At 70.3% G+C, this 16273-nt stretch carries 16 protein-coding genes; 5 read left to right on the top strand and 11 right to left on the bottom strand.

Going from position 1 to position 16273, the window contains the following annotated elements; all coding sequences use genetic code 11:
- On the bottom strand, positions 1-846 hold an 846-nt coding region (locus G020_RS0112290; RefSeq protein WP_024329788.1), incomplete at its 3' end, for a zinc ABC transporter substrate-binding protein.
- Positions 847-871: 25 nt separating this feature from the next.
- Here G020_RS0112290 and G020_RS0112295 point away from each other — a divergent pair.
- The gene (locus tag G020_RS0112295; RefSeq protein WP_019590105.1) at positions 872-1762 is read left to right on the top strand and encodes an ATP-binding cassette domain-containing protein; all 891 of its coding nucleotides are present in this window, start codon (positions 872-874) and stop codon (positions 1760-1762) included.
- Positions 1762-2586 carry a zinc ABC transporter permease subunit ZnuB gene (znuB, locus tag G020_RS0112300; protein ID WP_018946265.1) on the top strand — a complete coding sequence of 275 codons (825 nt, stop codon included), beginning with the start codon at positions 1762-1764 and terminating at the stop codon, positions 2584-2586. The genes G020_RS0112295 and znuB overlap by 1 nt, the downstream gene beginning before the upstream one ends.
- A 6-nt stretch (positions 2587-2592) precedes the next feature.
- Here the strand turns inward: znuB and G020_RS0112305 are convergent, their stop codons facing one another.
- From G020_RS0112305 to lgt, 3 genes are read right to left on the bottom strand one after another with little or no spacing between them, the layout of a single operon-like run.
- Positions 2593-3087 carry a dihydrofolate reductase gene (locus G020_RS0112305; protein ID WP_018946264.1) on the bottom strand — a complete coding sequence of 165 codons (495 nt, stop codon included), beginning with the start codon at positions 3085-3087 and terminating at the stop codon, positions 2593-2595.
- 3 nt (positions 3088-3090) lie between these two features.
- Entirely contained in the window at positions 3091-3924 is an 834-nt protein-coding gene (locus G020_RS0112310; RefSeq protein ID WP_024329789.1) for a thymidylate synthase, read from the bottom strand.
- Between the two features lie 9 nt (positions 3925-3933).
- Entirely contained in the window at positions 3934-4752 is an 819-nt protein-coding gene (gene lgt / locus G020_RS0112315; protein ID WP_024329790.1) for a prolipoprotein diacylglyceryl transferase, read from the bottom strand.
- Between the two features lie 115 nt (positions 4753-4867).
- Between lgt and G020_RS0112320 the strand changes: the two genes are divergently transcribed.
- The 3 genes from G020_RS0112320 (at position 4868) to G020_RS0112330 (ending at position 8374) form a co-directional block, all read left to right on the top strand.
- Positions 4868-6904 carry a thioredoxin domain-containing protein gene (locus G020_RS0112320; RefSeq protein ID WP_024329791.1) on the top strand — a complete coding sequence of 679 codons (2037 nt, stop codon included), beginning with the start codon at positions 4868-4870 and terminating at the stop codon, positions 6902-6904.
- Positions 6905-7014: 110 nt separating this feature from the next.
- A complete protein-coding gene (locus tag G020_RS0112325) occupies positions 7015-7428 on the top strand; it encodes a rhodanese-like domain-containing protein (RefSeq protein WP_024329792.1) in 414 nt (137 codons plus the stop codon).
- Positions 7429-7636: 208 nt separating this feature from the next.
- Positions 7637-8374, top strand: a complete 738-nt coding sequence (locus G020_RS0112330) for a 1-acyl-sn-glycerol-3-phosphate acyltransferase (RefSeq protein WP_024329793.1) — start codon at positions 7637-7639, stop codon at positions 8372-8374.
- 21 nt (positions 8375-8395) lie between these two features.
- On the opposite strand, the gene G020_RS0112335 is transcribed toward G020_RS0112330, so the two are convergent.
- The 7 genes from G020_RS0112335 to G020_RS0112365 form a co-directional block, all read right to left on the bottom strand.
- Positions 8396-9232, bottom strand: coding sequence for a symmetrical bis(5'-nucleosyl)-tetraphosphatase (locus G020_RS0112335; RefSeq protein WP_024329794.1), 837 nt, complete (start codon positions 9230-9232; stop codon positions 8396-8398).
- Between the two features lie 7 nt (positions 9233-9239).
- Positions 9240-9623: a Co2+/Mg2+ efflux protein ApaG gene (apaG, locus tag G020_RS0112340; RefSeq protein WP_018946257.1), complete on the bottom strand. Its 384-nt coding sequence runs from the start codon at positions 9621-9623 to the stop codon at positions 9240-9242.
- Positions 9620-10627 carry an ROK family protein gene (locus tag G020_RS0112345; protein WP_024329795.1) on the bottom strand — a complete coding sequence of 336 codons (1008 nt, stop codon included), beginning with the start codon at positions 10625-10627 and terminating at the stop codon, positions 9620-9622. Before G020_RS0112345 ends, apaG begins: the two co-directional genes overlap by 4 nt.
- 91 nt (positions 10628-10718) lie before the next feature.
- On the bottom strand, positions 10719-11552 hold the full coding sequence (gene rsmA / locus G020_RS0112350; protein ID WP_024329796.1) for a 16S rRNA (adenine(1518)-N(6)/adenine(1519)-N(6))-dimethyltransferase RsmA: 834 nt from the start codon (positions 11550-11552) through the stop codon (positions 10719-10721).
- Positions 11549-12568, bottom strand: a complete 1020-nt coding sequence (gene pdxA / locus G020_RS0112355) for a 4-hydroxythreonine-4-phosphate dehydrogenase PdxA (protein WP_024329797.1) — start codon at positions 12566-12568, stop codon at positions 11549-11551. Before pdxA ends, rsmA begins: the two co-directional genes overlap by 4 nt.
- A 4-nt stretch (positions 12569-12572) precedes the next feature.
- Entirely contained in the window at positions 12573-14063 is a 1491-nt protein-coding gene (locus G020_RS0112360) for a peptidylprolyl isomerase (RefSeq protein ID WP_029681315.1), read from the bottom strand.
- Positions 14041-16269, bottom strand: coding sequence for an LPS-assembly protein LptD (locus tag G020_RS0112365; RefSeq protein WP_024329799.1), 2229 nt, complete (start codon positions 16267-16269; stop codon positions 14041-14043). Before G020_RS0112365 ends, G020_RS0112360 begins: the two co-directional genes overlap by 23 nt.
- Between the last annotated feature and the right edge of the window lie 4 nt (positions 16270-16273).

Consider the following 16273-nt stretch of genomic DNA (forward strand, 5'->3'; position numbering starts at 1 on the left):
ATACTGGTACGCATCGTGGAACACCACGAAGGCCTCGCCGCGCACCGGTTCCAGGCGCTCTTTCAGTTCGGCATCGAACTCGTCGATGCGTTCCAGCATGCGGTCACGGTTGTCTTCCAGGGCGCCGGCCTTGTCGGGGAAATTCTCCCCGAGTCGGTCCGCAAGCTGCGTCACGATCGCCCGGGCGTTGTCGGGCGACAGCCAGATGTGGGCGTCCTGGTGGCCATGTGCGTGCTCCTGGTCATGTCCGTGGTCGTGGTCATGTCCGTGGTCGTGGTCATGTCCGTGGTCGTGGTCATGTCCGTGGTCGTGGTCATGTCCGCGGTCGTGGTCATGCCCGTGGTCGTGGTCATGCCCGTGGTCGTGATCATGGCCGTGCTCATGGTCATGGCCGTGGTCATGCTCTCCGCCATGTCCTTCTTCGCGGGCCTCTTCATGCGCCGCATCATGATCGTGACCGTGGTCGTGCGGTTCCCAGACCCCGCCCGAGCGCGTGGGCAGCAGATCGAGGTCCATGTCCTCCATCAGGGTCACGACCGTGGTACCTTCTCCCCGATTGCGCAGGGGTGATTCGAGGAAGGTCTCCAGGTCGGGCCCGACCCAGACCACCACGTCGGCGTTCTGCAAACGCCGGGCTTCGGACGGGCGCATGGAGTAGCCGTGCGGTGAGGCATCCGGCGGCAGCAGGACATCGGCCTCCATGACGTCATCCACCAGGCCCGCGACCAGGCCGTGGATCGGGAGGATGCTGGAGACCACCCGCGGGTCGTCCGCCTGTGCGGGTATGGCCAGCGTGGCGCTGGCGACCAGGGTGCCGGTGAGCAGGGGGAAACGTTTGCGCATCATGACCGGGGCTCCGTCTGGGATCTGGATGTTATACAATACCATCATGTTCGCGAGCGTCCACAACTGGTTACGCGGTCACCGTGCGGGCCGCCATCCGCGGCCGCGCCCGGAGCGGGGTTCCGGGCCGCTGGTGGCGGCCCGCGAGGTGACGGTGGAGCGGGGCGGACGGACGATCCTCGACCGGGTGTCGATGGCGGTGCACGCGGGCGAGGCGGCGATGATCATCGGCCCCAACGGCGCGGGCAAGACCAGCCTGCTGCGTGTGCTGATGGGACTGTGGCAGCCGGACGGCGGCCACGTGGAACGCGCCCCGGATCTGCGGGTCGGTTACATGCCTCAGCGGCTGCAGATCGAACCGGTGCTGCCGCTGTCGGTATATCGTTTTCTGCGCATGCGCCAGCGGCTGCCGCGGCGTGAACTGCTGGCCAAGCTGGAGCGGGTGGGGGTCGGCCACCTCATCGATTCGCCGATCCAGTCGCTGTCCGGCGGCGAGACCCAGCGGGTGCTGCTGGCGCGGGCATTGCTGGGCGAGCCCGATCTGCTGGTGCTGGACGAACCGGCCCAGGGGGTCGACGTGGTGGGGCAGGGCGATGTGTTCGCGATGCTGGACGACATCCGCCGCGAGTCCGGCTGCGGGGTGCTGATCGTCTCGCACGACCTGCATTTCGTGATGGCCGGTGCCGAGACGGTGATCTGCCTGAACCAGCATGTCTGCTGCACCGGAAACCCCGAAGAAGTCTCGCGCCATCCGGAATACCGGCGCCTGTTCCCCAGCGTGGATCTGCGGGGTCTGGCGGTCTACACCCACGATCACAATCACGTGCACGGCCTGCACGGCGAGGTGCGCCCGCTGGATGGAGAGGGCACGGACACCTCCTGCAACGATCCGCAACACGGTCCGGGGTGCCGTCACTGATGGACATCGCCGGCTGGCTGGACGACTTCCTGGTGCGCGCCGTGCTGGCGGGCCTGATGGTGGCGGTGGTCGCGGGGCCGCTGGGCGCCTTCGTGGTGTGGCGGCGCATGGCCTATTTCGGCGACACGGTGTCGCATTCGGCGCTGCTGGGGGTGGCCCTGGGCTTTCTGCTGGGGCTCAACCTCAACCTGATGGTGACGCTGGTCTGCATCGCCATCGCGGTGCTCCTGGTGATCCTGCAGCGCTATCAGGAGCTGGGATCGGACACCCTTCTGGGGATCCTCGCACACAGCGCGCTGTCGCTGGGGATCGTGGCCGTAGCCTTCGTCGAGGGGCTGCGGGTGGACCTGATGGCCTATCTGTTCGGCGACATCCTCGCGGTGGGGCGTGAAGACCTGCTGGCGATCGCCATCGGCGGGCTGATCGCGCTGGTGCTGCTGATCGCGCTGTGGCGGCCTCTGCTGGCGCTGACCGTGCACGAGGAACTGGCGCGGGTGGAGGGCGTGCGGGCCCTGCCGGTGCGCCTGGGCATGATGCTGCTGATCGCGCTGGTGATCGCCGCTGCGATGCAGGTGGTCGGGGTGCTGCTGATCACGGCGCTGATGATCATCCCGGCGGCCACTTCACGACGTTTCGCCCGCACCCCGGAGCAGATGGCGATCCTCGCCGGGGTGCTGGGCATGCTCGCGGTGGGCGCGGGGATCGCGGGCTCGTTCCAGTGGGATACCCCCACCGGGCCGAGCATCGTGGTCGCGGCCCTGCTGGGGTTCATCCTGGTGCAGCTGCTGCCCGCGCGGCTGCTGCCGCGCTTCGGCACGCGCTGATCCGGCTCAGCGCCGTTCCAGACGCTCGAAGGTGAACGCGCAGGCGTGGTGCTCGTCGGCCGGGTGGTATTCCGACTCGGTCAGCGTCCATTCCGCGGGATCGATGGCGGGGAAATACGTATCGCCGGGATGGCGTTCGTGCACCCGGGTCAGGTGCAGGACCCGGGTGCGCGGCAGGGCCTCGGCGAACAGCCCGGCACCGCCGATCACGAATGCCGGACCCGAATCGATATTCGCCAGCGCTGTGTCCAGATCGGGAAAGACCTCGACGCCCTCGGGTTGCTGCCAGTCGGTCTGCCGGGTCAGCACGAGGTTGCGGCGCTTCGGCAGCGCCCGGCCGATGGATTCGAACGTGCGCCGGCCCATGATCACCGGATGGCCGGCGGTCACCCGCTTGAAATGCCGCAGGTCGTCCGGCAGCCGCCACGGCAGGTCGTTGTCGCGCCCGATCACGTGTTCCGGGTCCAGCGCCACGACGATGCGAATCTCCGGGGTAGTCATGGCTCAGATGGCGATGGGGGCGCGGATGGCGGGGTGGGACTGGTAGTCGCGGACCTCGATGTCGTCGAAGCGGAACGCGAACAGGTCGCGCACCTCCGGGTTGAGGTGCAGGGTCGGCAGCGGCAGCGGTTCGCGCTCCAGCAGGGTGTCGACCTGCTCGGCGTGGTTGGCGTAGAGGTGCGCATCGCCCAGGGTATGGACGAATTCGCCGGGCTCCAGGTCGACCACCTGCGCGATCATGTGGGTCAGCAGGGCATAGCTGGCGATGTTGAAGGGCACGCCCAGGAACACGTCGGCGCTGCGCTGGTAGAGCTGGCAGGACAGCCGGCCGTCGGCCACGTAGAACTGGAACAGGGCATGGCAGGGGGCGAGGGCCATAAGGCCGTCGGCCGCGTTCTCCTGCGGGGCGCGGGTCTCGTCCGGCAGGTCGGCGACGTTCCACGCGGAGATCACGTGGCGGCGCGAGTGCGGGCGGATGCGGAGGTTGTCCAGCAGTTCCGTCAGCTGATCGTGGGTGCCTCCGTCGGGCAGTGGCCAGGAACGCCACTGGGCGCCGTAGATCGGGCCCAGTTCACCGCTCTCGGTGGCCCATTCATCCCAGATGGTCACCTTGTTGTTGCGCAGATAGTCGACGTTGGTGTCCCCCGCGAGGAACCACAGCAGCTCGTGGATGACCGAGCGCAGATGGGTCTTCTTGGTGGTGACCAGGGGGAAACCCTGGGCCAGATCGAAGCGCATCTGGTAGCCGAACACCGAGCGCGTGCCGGTGCCGGTGCGGTCCGGGCGGTCGCTGCCGTGGTCGCGGATGTGGCGGACGAGGTCCAGATATTGCCGCATGGTGCGTCCTCAGGGCTTCCCGGAGGTGTCCGGGCGGGGTTCGGGCAGGGGGTTGCGGCGCGACCAGACGATCAGGCCGAGGCCGAACAGGATCACCGGCAGCGACAGGACCTGGCCCATGGTCACCCAGCCGAAGGCGAGATAGCCGATGTGCGCATCCGGTTCGCGCACGAATTCCACCATGAAGCGGAACGCCCCGTACAGCGTCAGGAACAGGCCCGAGACCAGGCCGGTGCGCCGCGGCTGGCGCGACACCAGCCACAGCACTACGAACAGCACCACGCCTTCGAGAAAGGCCTGGTAGAGCTGCGAGGGATGCCGGGGCACGTAGTCGGCCGCCGGGAAGACCATTGCCCACGGCAGGTCGGTGGGCTTGCCCCACAGCTCGCCGTTGATCCAGTTGCCCGCACGCCCGGCGCCCAGCCCGATCGGGATCAGGGGGGCGACGAAGTCGGTCAGGCGGAAGAACGGAACCTGGAGCCGGCGGCTGTACAGCCACGCGGCCGCCAGGACGCCGATCAGACCACCGTGGAAGGACATGCCGCCCTCCCACAGGCGGATCAGGCTTAGCGGGTCCGCCAGCACGCCATCGAAATTGTAGAACAGGGCGTAGCCCAGGCGGCCGCCGATGATCACGCCGATCGCGCCCCAGAACAGCAGGTCGCCGACCTGTTGCGGCGACAGCGGGTCCCAGTCGCGCGAACGCGCCCGCCAGACGCCCAGCCCCCAGAAGGACAGGAAGCCGACGACGTACATCAGCCCGTACCAGTGGATGCTGACCGGGCCGAGGGAGAAGGCGACCGGATCGATAAACGGGTGAGTGGGCATGGGCGCTTGCGATGGCCGGAACGGCCGCACATCCTACCGGTCCTGCAAGTCATTCGCACCCATCGGGACCGTCTTCGTCCCGGCTTTCGCCACCCACGTTTCCAGGGAGGTCGCCATGAACCGTCTCGCCGGCGCCAGCAGCCCGTATCTGCAACAGCACGCGGACAATCCCGTGGACTGGTACCCGTGGGGCGAGGAGGCCCTGGAGCGGGCGCGGGCCGAGGGCCGGCCGATCCTGCTTTCGATCGGGTACTCCGCCTGCCACTGGTGTCACGTGATGGCGCATGAATCCTTCGAGGATCCGGCGACCGCGGAGGTGATGAACCGGCGCTATGTGAACATCAAGGTGGACCGCGAAGAGCGGCCCGATCTGGACCGCATCTACCAGAACGCGCACATGCTGCTGGCGCAGCGCCCGGGCGGCTGGCCGCTGACCGTGTTCCTGACGCCGGATCAGGTGCCGTTCTTCGCCGGGACCTACTTCCCGAACACCCCGCGGCACGGCCTGCCGTCGTTCGTCGATCTGCTCAACCGTGTGGCCGATTTCCTCGCCGAACATCCGGAGGAGATCCGGCGCCAGAACGATTCGCTGCAGCAGGCGCTCACGCGGATCTACAACCCGGAGGGCGGCAGCATCCCGGCGCTGAGCGTAGTGGACAAGGCCCGCGCGGAACTGGCGCAGAGCTTCGATGCGGAGCATGGCGGTTTCGGCGATGCGCCCAAGTTCCCCCATCCGGCCTCGCTCGACTGGCTGGCCTGGCATGCGGCCCGCCATGGCGACGGCGAGTCCCGCCGCATGCTGGACGCCACCCTGGACGCGATGGCCGCCGGCGGGCTGTTCGATCAGGTCGGCGGCGGGTTCTGTCGCTACTCGGTGGACACCCGCTGGATGATCCCGCATTTCGAGAAGATGCTGTACGACAACGGGCCGCTGCTGGGTCTGTACGCCGAGCGCGGCGCGCGTGGCGATGCCCGCTCGCGGCGGGTCGCGGAGCAGACGGTGGCCTGGCTCGAGCGCGAGATGCGGGATGCCAGCGGGGCGTTCTGTTCCAGCCTGGACGCCGATTCCGAAGGCGAGGAAGGGCGCTTCTACGTCTGGGATCCGGAGACCGTGGAGTCGCTGCTGACGGCCGAAGAATGGGCGGTCGCGGCGCGCGTGTGGGGCCTGCAGGGGCCGCCCAACTTCGAGGGCCGCTGGCACCTGCACGAAGTGGTGCCGCCGGACATCGTCGCGGATGCCCTGGAGATCGCCCCGGAGGAAGCGGCGGCCCGTCTGGACCGGGCGCGCGAGCGGCTGCTGGAGGCGCGCGAACAGCGCGTGCGCCCGCATCGCGACGACAAGCTGCTGGCGGGCTGGAACGCGCTGATGATTACCGGCCTGGCGCGCGCGGCCCGCGCGCTGGATCGTCCCGACTGGCTGGTGCTGGCACAGGACGCAATGGCGGCGGTGCGGCGCCTGCACTGGCACGACGGGCGCCTGTACGCCAGCTATCGCGAGGGGGCGAGTTCGGCCATGCCGCGCGCCTGCCTCGACGACTATGCCGCGCTGCTGGAGGCCACCCTTGCGCTGCTGGAGACCGAGTGGGACAGCGAGCTTCTGGACTGGGCCGTGACCCTGGCCGGGGCCCTGATGGAGGACTTCCACGATGACGCCGGCGGCGGCTTCTTCTACACCGCGCGCGATCACGAGACGCTGATCCAGCGGCCCAAGGTGTATTCCGACGATGCCATGGCCGCCGGCAACGGGATCGCCGCGCAGTGCCTGATCCGGCTGGGGCACCTGCTGGCCGAACCGCGCTATCTGGAGGCGGCCGAGGGTACGCTGGCCAACGCCGGGCCGATGATCGAGCAGGCGCCGATGGGCCACATGAGCCTGCTGGTGGCGCTCGACATGCATTATCACGCCCCGCCGCTGGTGGTCCTGCGCGGGCAGGGCGAGGTGCTGGCCGATGCGCGCCGGACGATCGCTGCCGCCGATGGCGCGGCGCGGGTCTTCCCCGTGCCCGACGATGCCCGCGATCTGCCCGACGCCCTGGCCGGCAAGGCGCCGCGCGAGGGCGGACCGCGCGCCTGGCTGTGCCGCGGGCTGCACTGCGAACCGCCGGTGGACGACCCCGCGACGCTGGCCGCACGGCTGGCGGCGGGCGAATGACGCCCCCCGGGCAATCTGTATCCCCAGGCTTGAAATCGGCGGCGAAGCCCTCAGACTGCAAGGGTTATCCGTTCAACCATCGAAACTTCACCGAACGAAAGGAATGCCCCATGAGCGAAAAGCTGATGAAGGACTTCGTCGCCGCGGCGCGCGAAAACATCCGCGAGATCTCCCCGGAAGAGCTGCACGCGGCGATCCAGAAGGGCGAGGACTGGACCCTGGTCGACGTGCGCGAACCCTATGAGTACGAACGCGCCCACGTGCCGGATTCGCTGCTGATCCCGCGCGGCCTGCTGGAAGGCGCGGCCGACCCCAATACCCCGCATCGTATCGAGGCGCTGTACTCCGCGCGCGAGAAGCCCGTGGCCATTATCTGCGCCACCGGTGGTCGCGCCGCCCTGTCGGTCCTGCGCCTGCAGGAGATGGGCTTCACCAACGTGGTCAACGTCGCCGGCGGGATGAAATCCTGGGAAGGCGAGGACCTGCCGGTCGAATCCGGCGCCTACACCGGTCAGCTGCCGTAGGCCGACCGAACTCCCCGCATTTTCGCGCGACCGGGCCCCGGTGGTATTCCACGGGGCCGGTCCGCCGGCCTGCGCGCGTTTTCCGGCCACAGGCGGAAGCGGGTCTCGTTTACCATGGGCGGCGCGATCGGGGCACGCGCAATCCCGCGGTGGTCCCGCAACACAAGGGACGGGCATGACAGGTACGGCAAGAGGGGTGTTCCGGCTGATCCGGATTCTGGGCCATCTGCTGGTCGGGGTCTGGGTTACCTGGCGACTCCAGCGACAGCGCGCCGGACCCGAGGCGCATTCGCAGGTGCGGCGCGCCTGGTACCGCAGGGCGCTGGAGCTGGCCGGCGTGTACTGCGAGGTCGCGGGAGAAGCGCCCCGCGAGGCGTCGCTGGTGGTCGCCAATCACGTGTCCTGGCTGGATATCCCGTTGGTGGGCGCGGCGGTGGACCCCTGTTTCCTGTCCAAGGCCGAGATCGCCCGCTGGCCGATCATTGGCTGGCTGGCGCGACGCCACGGTACGCGCTTCATCCGTCGCGGCGGCCACGAGGCATCGGCGCACGTGGAGGCGATGCGCGAGGGGCTGGACGCGGGGCGGCATTTCGTGGTGTTTCCGGAAGGTACCACGACCTTCGGAAACGGCCTGCGGCGTTTCCATCCGCGGCTGTTCGCGGCGGTAACCGGCACCGTGCATCCGGTTCAGCCGGTGGCTCTGGACTACGAGACCGGCAGCGACGGTACCGTTCCGGTCGCCTATGCTGGAGAAGAGCGGCTGGTATCCAACGTTTGGCGGCTGTTGTGCCGTCCGCGCACGCGGGTGAGCGTGCATGTGCTGGAGCCGCTGGAGGGGCGCGAACGCCCGCGCCGCGAGCTCGCCGAGGCGGCGCGTTTGCAGATCGTCGAGGTGCTGGGCGTGCCCGCCGAGCCGATCGACGGTTCCCGCCCCGGGCGGGGCTGACGAGGCCCGTCCGGGTGCTTCTCAGGCCCCCGGGCAGGGGGTGTGTTCCACCGCAGCGGTCTGCGGCGTGGCACCGTCCAGGCGTGCCAGGCTCATCGCGTTCCCCCATACGCAGCCGCTGTCCAGCGCCAGCCAGTCGGGGCCGCGGCGGTGACCCAGCGCGGCCCAGTGGCCGAACACCACGGGCTGCCCGCGGGTGCGGCGCCCGGGGTGGTCGAACCAGGGCACCAGGTTTGCCGGTGCCTCCTCGGGCGGGCCGTTGCTGGCGAATTCCAGGCCGGCCCGGGAGTCGGCCTCCACCATGCGCATGCGGGTGAAGCCGTTGATCGCGAAGCGCAGGCGCTCGTAGCCCTGAAGGGCCGGATCCCACAGCGCCGGCGTGTCGCCGTACATCACCTCCAGCAGGGCACGACGCCGGCGCGGTTCGCGCAGTTCGGCCTCTACTTGCCGCGCCTCGGCGGCGGCGGTGTCGGTGTCCCATACCGGCGGGATGCCGGCGTGCACCAGCGTCCAGTCGCTTTCCGGGTCGACATGCAGCAGCGGCTGGCTGGCCACCCATTCCAGCAGCTCCGCGGCATCCGGGGCGTTCAGCACCTCCTGCAGGGTGTCGCGCCGGCCGGGTTCGCGCAGGCCCTCGCTGGCGGCCAGCAGATGCAGGTCGTGGTTGCCGAGCACGGTCGTCGCGGCCGCGCCCAGCGAGCGGACCCGCCGCAGGCAGCCGGCCGAGTCCGGCCCGCGGTTGACCAGGTCCCCGACCAGCCACAGGTGATCGCGGGCCGGGTCGAAGCGTACGCGTTCCAGCAGGCGCTCCAGCGGATCCAGGCAGCCCTGCAGGTCGCCGACGGCGTACAGTGCCACGCCGGCCTCAGTGCAGCGTGCGGGGGACGGACAGGGTGAACGGCGGGATGGTGGCCTCGAAGGTGTGGCCCTGCTCGTCGCGCATCTCGTAGCTGCCTTCCATCATGCCCACCGGGGTTTCGATCACCGTGCCGCTGGTGTATTCGAAGGAGTCGCCCGGGGCGATGTGGGGCTGTTCGCCGACCACGCCCTCGCCGCGGACCTCCTGGGTCTGGTCGCGTCCGTCGCGGATGATCCAGTGGCGATTGAGCAGCTGCACGCTGCGCTCGCCGGCGTTGTGGATCACCACGTGGTAGGCGAAGACATAGCGGTCTTCTTCGGGCTCGGACTGGTCTTCGACATAGGCACTGGAGACTTCGATCTCGACGGGATTTTCCTGCTGCATGGTCATGGGGCGGATGCTCCGTGGGGACGGGCGCGGGAAGCGGCGACCGCGGCTCCCAGCAGGCCCGGTTCGGGATGAATGATCAGTTCCACCGGCAGGCGCTCCAGCAGGTCTTCCATCGGCGGGCGTGCACGGAAGGCCTCGCGGAAGGCCGGGGCGAGAAAATGGTCGGCCCAGCGCGGGGCGATGCCGCCGCCGATGAAGACGCCACCGCGCGGCAGCACGGTCAGCGCCATGTCGGCCAGCTGCCCGGCGTACAGGGTCACGAAGCGGCGCACTACCCGCAGTGCGGCCGGGTTACCGGTGTCCGCCAGCGCGCTGATGGCGGCGGCGGGCTCCGCCGCGGCCAGCGCGCGCCCCAGTTCGGGGTCGTCGCGGCGCTGCAGCTCGAAGCGGCCGATGCGCGCGATGCCGCGGCCGCTGAGCAGGTGTTCGCGAGTGCACAGGCCGGCCTCGGCGGTGACGAAAGCGGCCAGTTCGGTCTCCTCGGCGTCGGTCGGGGAAAAACGCGCGTGGCCCCCTTCGCCGGGATGGATCGCCGGCGGGGTATCTGCGCCCGCGGGCGGCGTGACCAGGCAGGTGCCCAGCCCGGTGCCGGCCCCGGTGACCAGCCGCGGTCCCGCGGGGTCGGCTTCGCCGTTCTGCAGGATCAGGCGGTCTTCCGGGGTCAGGGCCTCGAGACAGGCGCCCACCGCGGCGAAATCGTTGAGCAGGGCCACGGGCACGCCGGCCACCGCGGCCAGGTCGGCGGTCGCGAGTTCGGGCCAGCGCAGGTTGGTGACCCGGGCGCGCCCGGCGTGCACCGGCCCGGCGACGGCCATGCCCGCGCCGCTGAACTTCATCCCGGACTGTTCCGGGCGCGCCAGCCAGTCCTCGAGGATTGCACCCAGGCCGGCGTACTCGCGGCTCGCATAGCGGGTGGTCGCGTGCAGTTGCCACGTACCCCGGGCGTATTCGGCCTGCGCCAGGCGGGTGTGGGTCCCGCCGACATCGGCGACGATCAGTTGCATGCGGTCCCTGCCAGTCATGCTCCCATGGTAACGCGAGCGGGGCGTGGAGGGAGAAAGACGGACCCGGCGCGGGGCCGTGCCCCTGCCCGGGTCACTCCGCCCCGGCGGATTCGGGGATCCGGCGGGCGAGGGCGTCGAAACCGGCGACGTCGACGGTCTCCGGACGCTGGCCCGGGTCCAGGCCGGCGGCCTCGATATCGGCCGCCTCCAGCAGACCGGCAAGCCCGCGCCGCAGGGTCTTGCGCCGACTGGAGAACGCGCGGTTGACCAGCGCGGCGAAGGCGGGCAGCCGCGCAGCGGGCACCCGCGGCTCGGCATCCGGGACGATGCGCACCACGGCCGAATGCACCTTCGGCGGCGGGTGAAATGCCCCCGGCGGGACCCCCAGCAGTTCGGTGGCGCGGGCGCGCGCGGCGACCATCACGCTCAGGCGGCCGTAGCGCTTGCTGCCCGGCCCGGCGGTGATGCGTTCCACCACCTCGCGTTGCAGCAGGAAATGCAGGTCGCGGATGTGCTCGCTCTGCTCCAGCAGGTGGAACAGCAGCGGGGTGGAGATGTTGTAGGGGAGGTTGCCGACCACGCGCCAGCCGGCGGGTGGGGGCGGGCCGAGCGCGGCCAGATCCAGTTCCAGGGCATCGCCGGTGTGCAGGGTCAGACGTTCGGGCGGGAAGTGGCTGCGCAGCGCCGCGGCCAGATCGCGGTCGATCTCCACTGCGTCCAGCGCATGCAGGCGATCCAGCAGCGGGGCCGTCAGGGCGCCGCGCCCCGGGCCGATCTCCAGCATGCGATCGTCCGGCTGCGGGTCGATGGCCCGCACGATGCGATCGAGGATGCCGGGGTCATGGAGGAAATTCTGGCCGAAGCGGCGGCGGATCGGGCCCGGTCCCTCGTCGGCTGCGGCCGGGCGCCGGGTGCGTCGGGTCATGTCGGGGTCCTCGCTGGCGGTGCCCCGCGGTGGCCCGCGAGACGGGCGGCCAGGTTCTCCGCCGCGGCCAGACTGCCGACCTCGGCGCGTCCGCTGCCGGCCAGATCCAGCGCGGTGCCGTGATCCACCGAGGTGCGCACGAAGGGGAGGCCCAGGGTGACGTTCACCGCCTCGCCGAACCCGGCGTGCTTGAGCACCGGCAGGCCCTGGTCGTGATACATGGCGAGCACCGCGTCGGCCCGGGCGAGGGCGCGCGGGGTGAAGGCGGTGTCGGCCGGCAGCGGCCCGGTCAGGTACATGCCGCGTTCGCGCAGGCGGGCGAGCACCGGTTCGATCACGAGCTCTTCCTCGCGCCCCAGCACGCCGCCTTCGCCGGCGTGCGGGTTGAGCCCGAGTACCGCGATGCGCGGCCGCGCCAGGCCGAAGTCGCGGCGCAGGTCGTGATCCAGGATGTGCAGGGTCCGTTCCAGTACCGGCGGGGGAATCGCGTCGGGGACCTCGCGCAGGGGCAGGTGGGTGGTCACCAGGGCAACGCGCAGATCACCGGCGACCAGCATCATCACCGGTCGGCCGGAGCCGGCGCGTGCGGCCAGCCATTCGGTGTGGCCGGTGAAATCGTGGCCGGCCCGATGGATCACCCCCTTGTGGACAGGGGCGGTCACCATGGCGTCAAAGTGTCCGTTGAGGCAGCCGTCGGCGGCCGTGGCCAGCAGGTTGAGCACGTGCCCGGCATTGGCCGGTTCCAGGGCCCCGGGGGTCACGGTTGCTTCCACCGGGACCTCCAGCAGCTCCAGGGTCCCGGCGGGTGTGGGTTTGCGCGGGGCGTCGGGGTCGTGCTCGCGCAGGGTGAGGTCGATGCGCAGATCGCGTGCGCGGCGTTCGAGGACGCCCGCATCGCCGATCGCGACGCGCTGGGCCGGACCGGCGTGGCGCGCCAGCATGGCCAGCAGGTCGGGTCCGATTCCGGCGGGTTCGCCGGCGGTCAGCGCCAGACGCGGAACCGGTTCTCCGGCCATCGGCTCAGGGCTCGAGGCCGTCGACGCGGTATTCGACATAGGCGCCCTCGCGCAGGCGGCGCTGCCACAGCTCCATCTCGTCCTGGCGCTTGCGGTTCTGCAGGACTTCGCGGGCGCGGGCGCGGATCTGCTCGCGGGTGGTGTCCACTTCGCGGCGGTCCAGCACCTCGATGATGTGCCAGCCGAACTCGCTCTGCACCGGCTCGCTGACCTCGCCCGGTTCGAGCCGGTTCATGGCCTGTTCGAAGCCGGGTACCAGTTCCCCGGGGCTGATCCAGCCCAGACGGCCGCCCTGTGCGGCGGACCCCGGGTCGTCGGAGTTGCCGCGGGCGAGATCGCCGAAGTCCTCGCCCTCCTGCAGGCGGTTGTGCAGGGCGCGGATCTGGCGCTCGGCCTCTTCCTCGCTGCGGACCTCGTCGGGGCTCTTGAGGATGTGGCGGACTTCGGTCTGTTCCACCAGGGTCTGGTCACCGCCCTCGCGGTCCTCGAGGCGGATGATGTGGAAGCCCTGCGGTGAGCGCAGGACGTCGCTGACCGCGCCGGTGCGCATCAGGATGGCCTCGCGGGCCAGCACCGTGGACAGTTCGCCGGGGCCGCGCCAGCCCAGATCGCCGCCCTGCAGGGCCTGCGGTCCGTCGGATTCTTCCATCGCCACCCGGGCGAATTCCTCGCCTTCACGCACGCGGGAGCGCAGCTCCGCGGCCTTCTCCCGCGCCTCGCGGATCTCGTCGCTGCCCGCGCCCTGCGGCACCGCGACGAGGATGTGCGAGAGCCGGTAGCGCACGTCGCGGTCGATGGCGCCGCTCTCCGAGGCGATCAGATCTTCGATCTCCTGATCGGAGACCCGGACCCGGTTGTCGACCTGGCGGCTGCGCAGCTGGTTGATGGTCAGCTCGGTGCGGATCTGCTCACGAAACGCCTCGAAGTCCACGCCGTCCTGCATCAGGGCGCGGCGCAGCTGGGGCAGTGTCATGCGGTTTTCGCGCGCGATCTGCTCCATGGTTCGGTTCAGTGTCATCTCGTCGATGCTGATGCCGATCCTGCGGGCCTCCTGCAGCTGCACGCGCTCGGTGACCAGCTGTTCCATGACCTGGCGCGCAAGGGCATCCTGGCCGGGCGGACGCTGCCCCTGTTCGGCCATCTGCTGCGCCACCAGGTTCATGCGTTCCACCAGCTCGCGCTGGGTGATCACGTCTTCCTCGACGATGGCGAGGATGCGGTCGGTGAACCGGTCTTCCTCCGGCGGAGTGATTGCCGGGGCGGGCGCGCCGGCATCGGTGGCGGCACCCGGGGTGACCGGGGCCTGTACCCCCGTTTCGGCGCCGGGGCCCGCTCCGGCGCCCGCTCCGGTGCCCGTACCTTCGGGCATGGAGAGCGGGTCGTGCTGGGCCTGGGCCAGCGGCGCCAGGGCCAGGGCAAGCCCGGCCAGGAGCAGGGGGCGGGCAAGCATGCCCGCGCGGCGACCGGCGCTTTTAGCGGTCGGGGTGCGCATCATATCCGGCAATACCTTCGCTCAGGAGGCTGTCGACTCCGCCGTCGAAACGGGCCAGTCCGTCCAGCGTGATCTGGAAATGGATCGAGTTGTCGTAGCGCTGGTCGGAATCCAGCGAACGCCGGGCGACCACGCGCAAACCATAGCAGCAACTACGATACTGGAGACCGGCCAGAAGTTCGAGGTCGCGTTCACTGCGCAGGCTGTAGTTCCAGCGTCCGACCAGATCCACGCGGTCGCCGGCCGGCCACAGGACGGACACGTCGGTCTGTTCCAGCCGGTCGGCCCGCTGGCGGTAGCCAAGGTTGATGCGCCGGCGCTCATCCGGGCTCCAGGATACGCCGAGCGCGGCCAGCGAGGTGTCCTCGTGCTCGCGGTTGTAGAGCACCGAGCCGCGGCCGTCCCAGGCGTCGCCGATACGCAGGCGCCCCTCCACGGCGAGGTCCGAATGGCGGTCCTCCAGTGCCGGCGCGGAGGGGCTGCGGCGTACGCGGCGGTCGCGGAAATAGCGGATCTCGCCGACCGACAGCCGGGCGCGTTCCTGTCCGGTGGTCGTATCGAGGATGCGGCTGGTCAGGGCGGCGGTCAGCTGGTGGGTGTCGCCCACGCGGTCGGCGCCGGTAAAGCGCTGCAGACTGAACAGGTTGTCGAAGCTGAACTCGCGCTCGCCGGTGTCGAACACCGGGATATCGTCCTGGTCGCGGTAGGGCACGTAGCCGTAGAACAGCCGGGGCTCCAGGGTCTGCAGCCGTTCGCCGTCGGCCAGGTCGCGTTCGAAGATCAGGCCGCCGTCCACCGCGGCATGCGGTACGGTGCGGCGGATGGACTCGGGGCCGGGCTCGCCGCGGCGGTCCAGCTCGTAGGCGGTGTAGCGCACCCCGGCGCGGGGCTCGACAAAGATCCCGCCGGTGTCGAAACGCCAGGCCATTTCCGGGTCGAGGTCGAAACGCAGGCCGGTGGGACGGTCCGAGGCGCGCTCCTGACGGGCGAAACGCACCAGTTCGGCGTCCAGGTCCCAGGTGACCCCGCCGCCGGCCCATTGTCCCGCGTATTCGCCGGCTTCCAGGGTGATCTGCGGCAGCCGCTGGTAGGGCTCGCGCCGGTCGGCCAGCTCGGTGTCGACGATCTGGTAGTCCTCGACCCGGGTGCGCAGGCGGTAGCGCGGCTGACTCCAGGTCAGGTCGGCCCGGCGGCGCAGGTCGCGCACCGAGCCGGAATAGCGGTCGGCGGAGCCGAAATCGCGGAAATATTCACTGTCGGAGACGTCCGCGGCATCGATGTCCAGGCGCAGGCCGGGGGCGATGCGGGTGCGGTGCTCCCAGGCCACAAATTGGCGATCCTCGCCGGTCTCGCGATCATCCGGCAGGTAACGAAAATCGACCTGTCCTTCGTGGGCAGGCTGCAGGTAGCGGAATTCGGTGCCCAGCTTGATCCCGCGGTCGGCCATGATGCGCGGCGTGAACGTGGCGTCGTAATTGGGCGCGATGTTCCAGTACCACGGCAGGGACAGATCCGCGCCGGTGCGTCCGCCGGTGCCGAAGCTGGGCAGGAGGAAGCCGGACTTGCGCCGGTCGTCCAGGGGGAAATCGATATACGGGGTGTAGGCCACCGGTATGTTGCGCACGCGCAGCACGGCGTGGCGGGCGACGCCGCGCCCGCTTTCCTGGTCGAGGTCGAGGCGGGCGGCGTCCAGGCGCCAGGAGTCCCGGTTGACCGGGCAGGTGGTGTACTGCGCCTGTTCGAAGCGGTGCCGGTCGGGGTCGAGCTGCGTGCCGGCCCCGGCCTGTCCGCGTGCGGGCACCGAGCGCACCATGTAGTCGATGCGGCTCAGCTCCCCGGTATCTTCGTCGAGCCGGAAGCGGCCGTCTTCGCCCTGCAGCAGCAGGTCGCCGTCGAACAGCCGGACCGCTCCCTCGGTCCGTGCCAGCCCCCGGGCGCGATCGTAGTCGAGGACCTCGGCGTCCAGCCGCTGACGGTCTGCATACAGCCGGACATCGCCCTCGGCGCGCACCTGGTCGCCCTCGCGCCGGATGTGATCCGCCTCGATCTCGCGCACGTCGGGCGGCAGTTCGCGCAGGGCGGGCCAGACGGCGTCGGGCGCGAATTCGCAGCCGGCGGGACGATCCCCGCCGAAGGCCGTCTCCGCACCGGCCGCCGGGGCGGTGGCGACCAGTACGAGGGACACCGCCGCGGCACGCGCCGGCCGCATCGCG

The sequence above is a fragment of the Thioalkalivibrio sp. ALR17-21 genome, from assembly GCF_000420185.1.
Lineage (GTDB): Bacteria > Pseudomonadota > Gammaproteobacteria > Ectothiorhodospirales > Ectothiorhodospiraceae > Thioalkalivibrio > Thioalkalivibrio halophilus.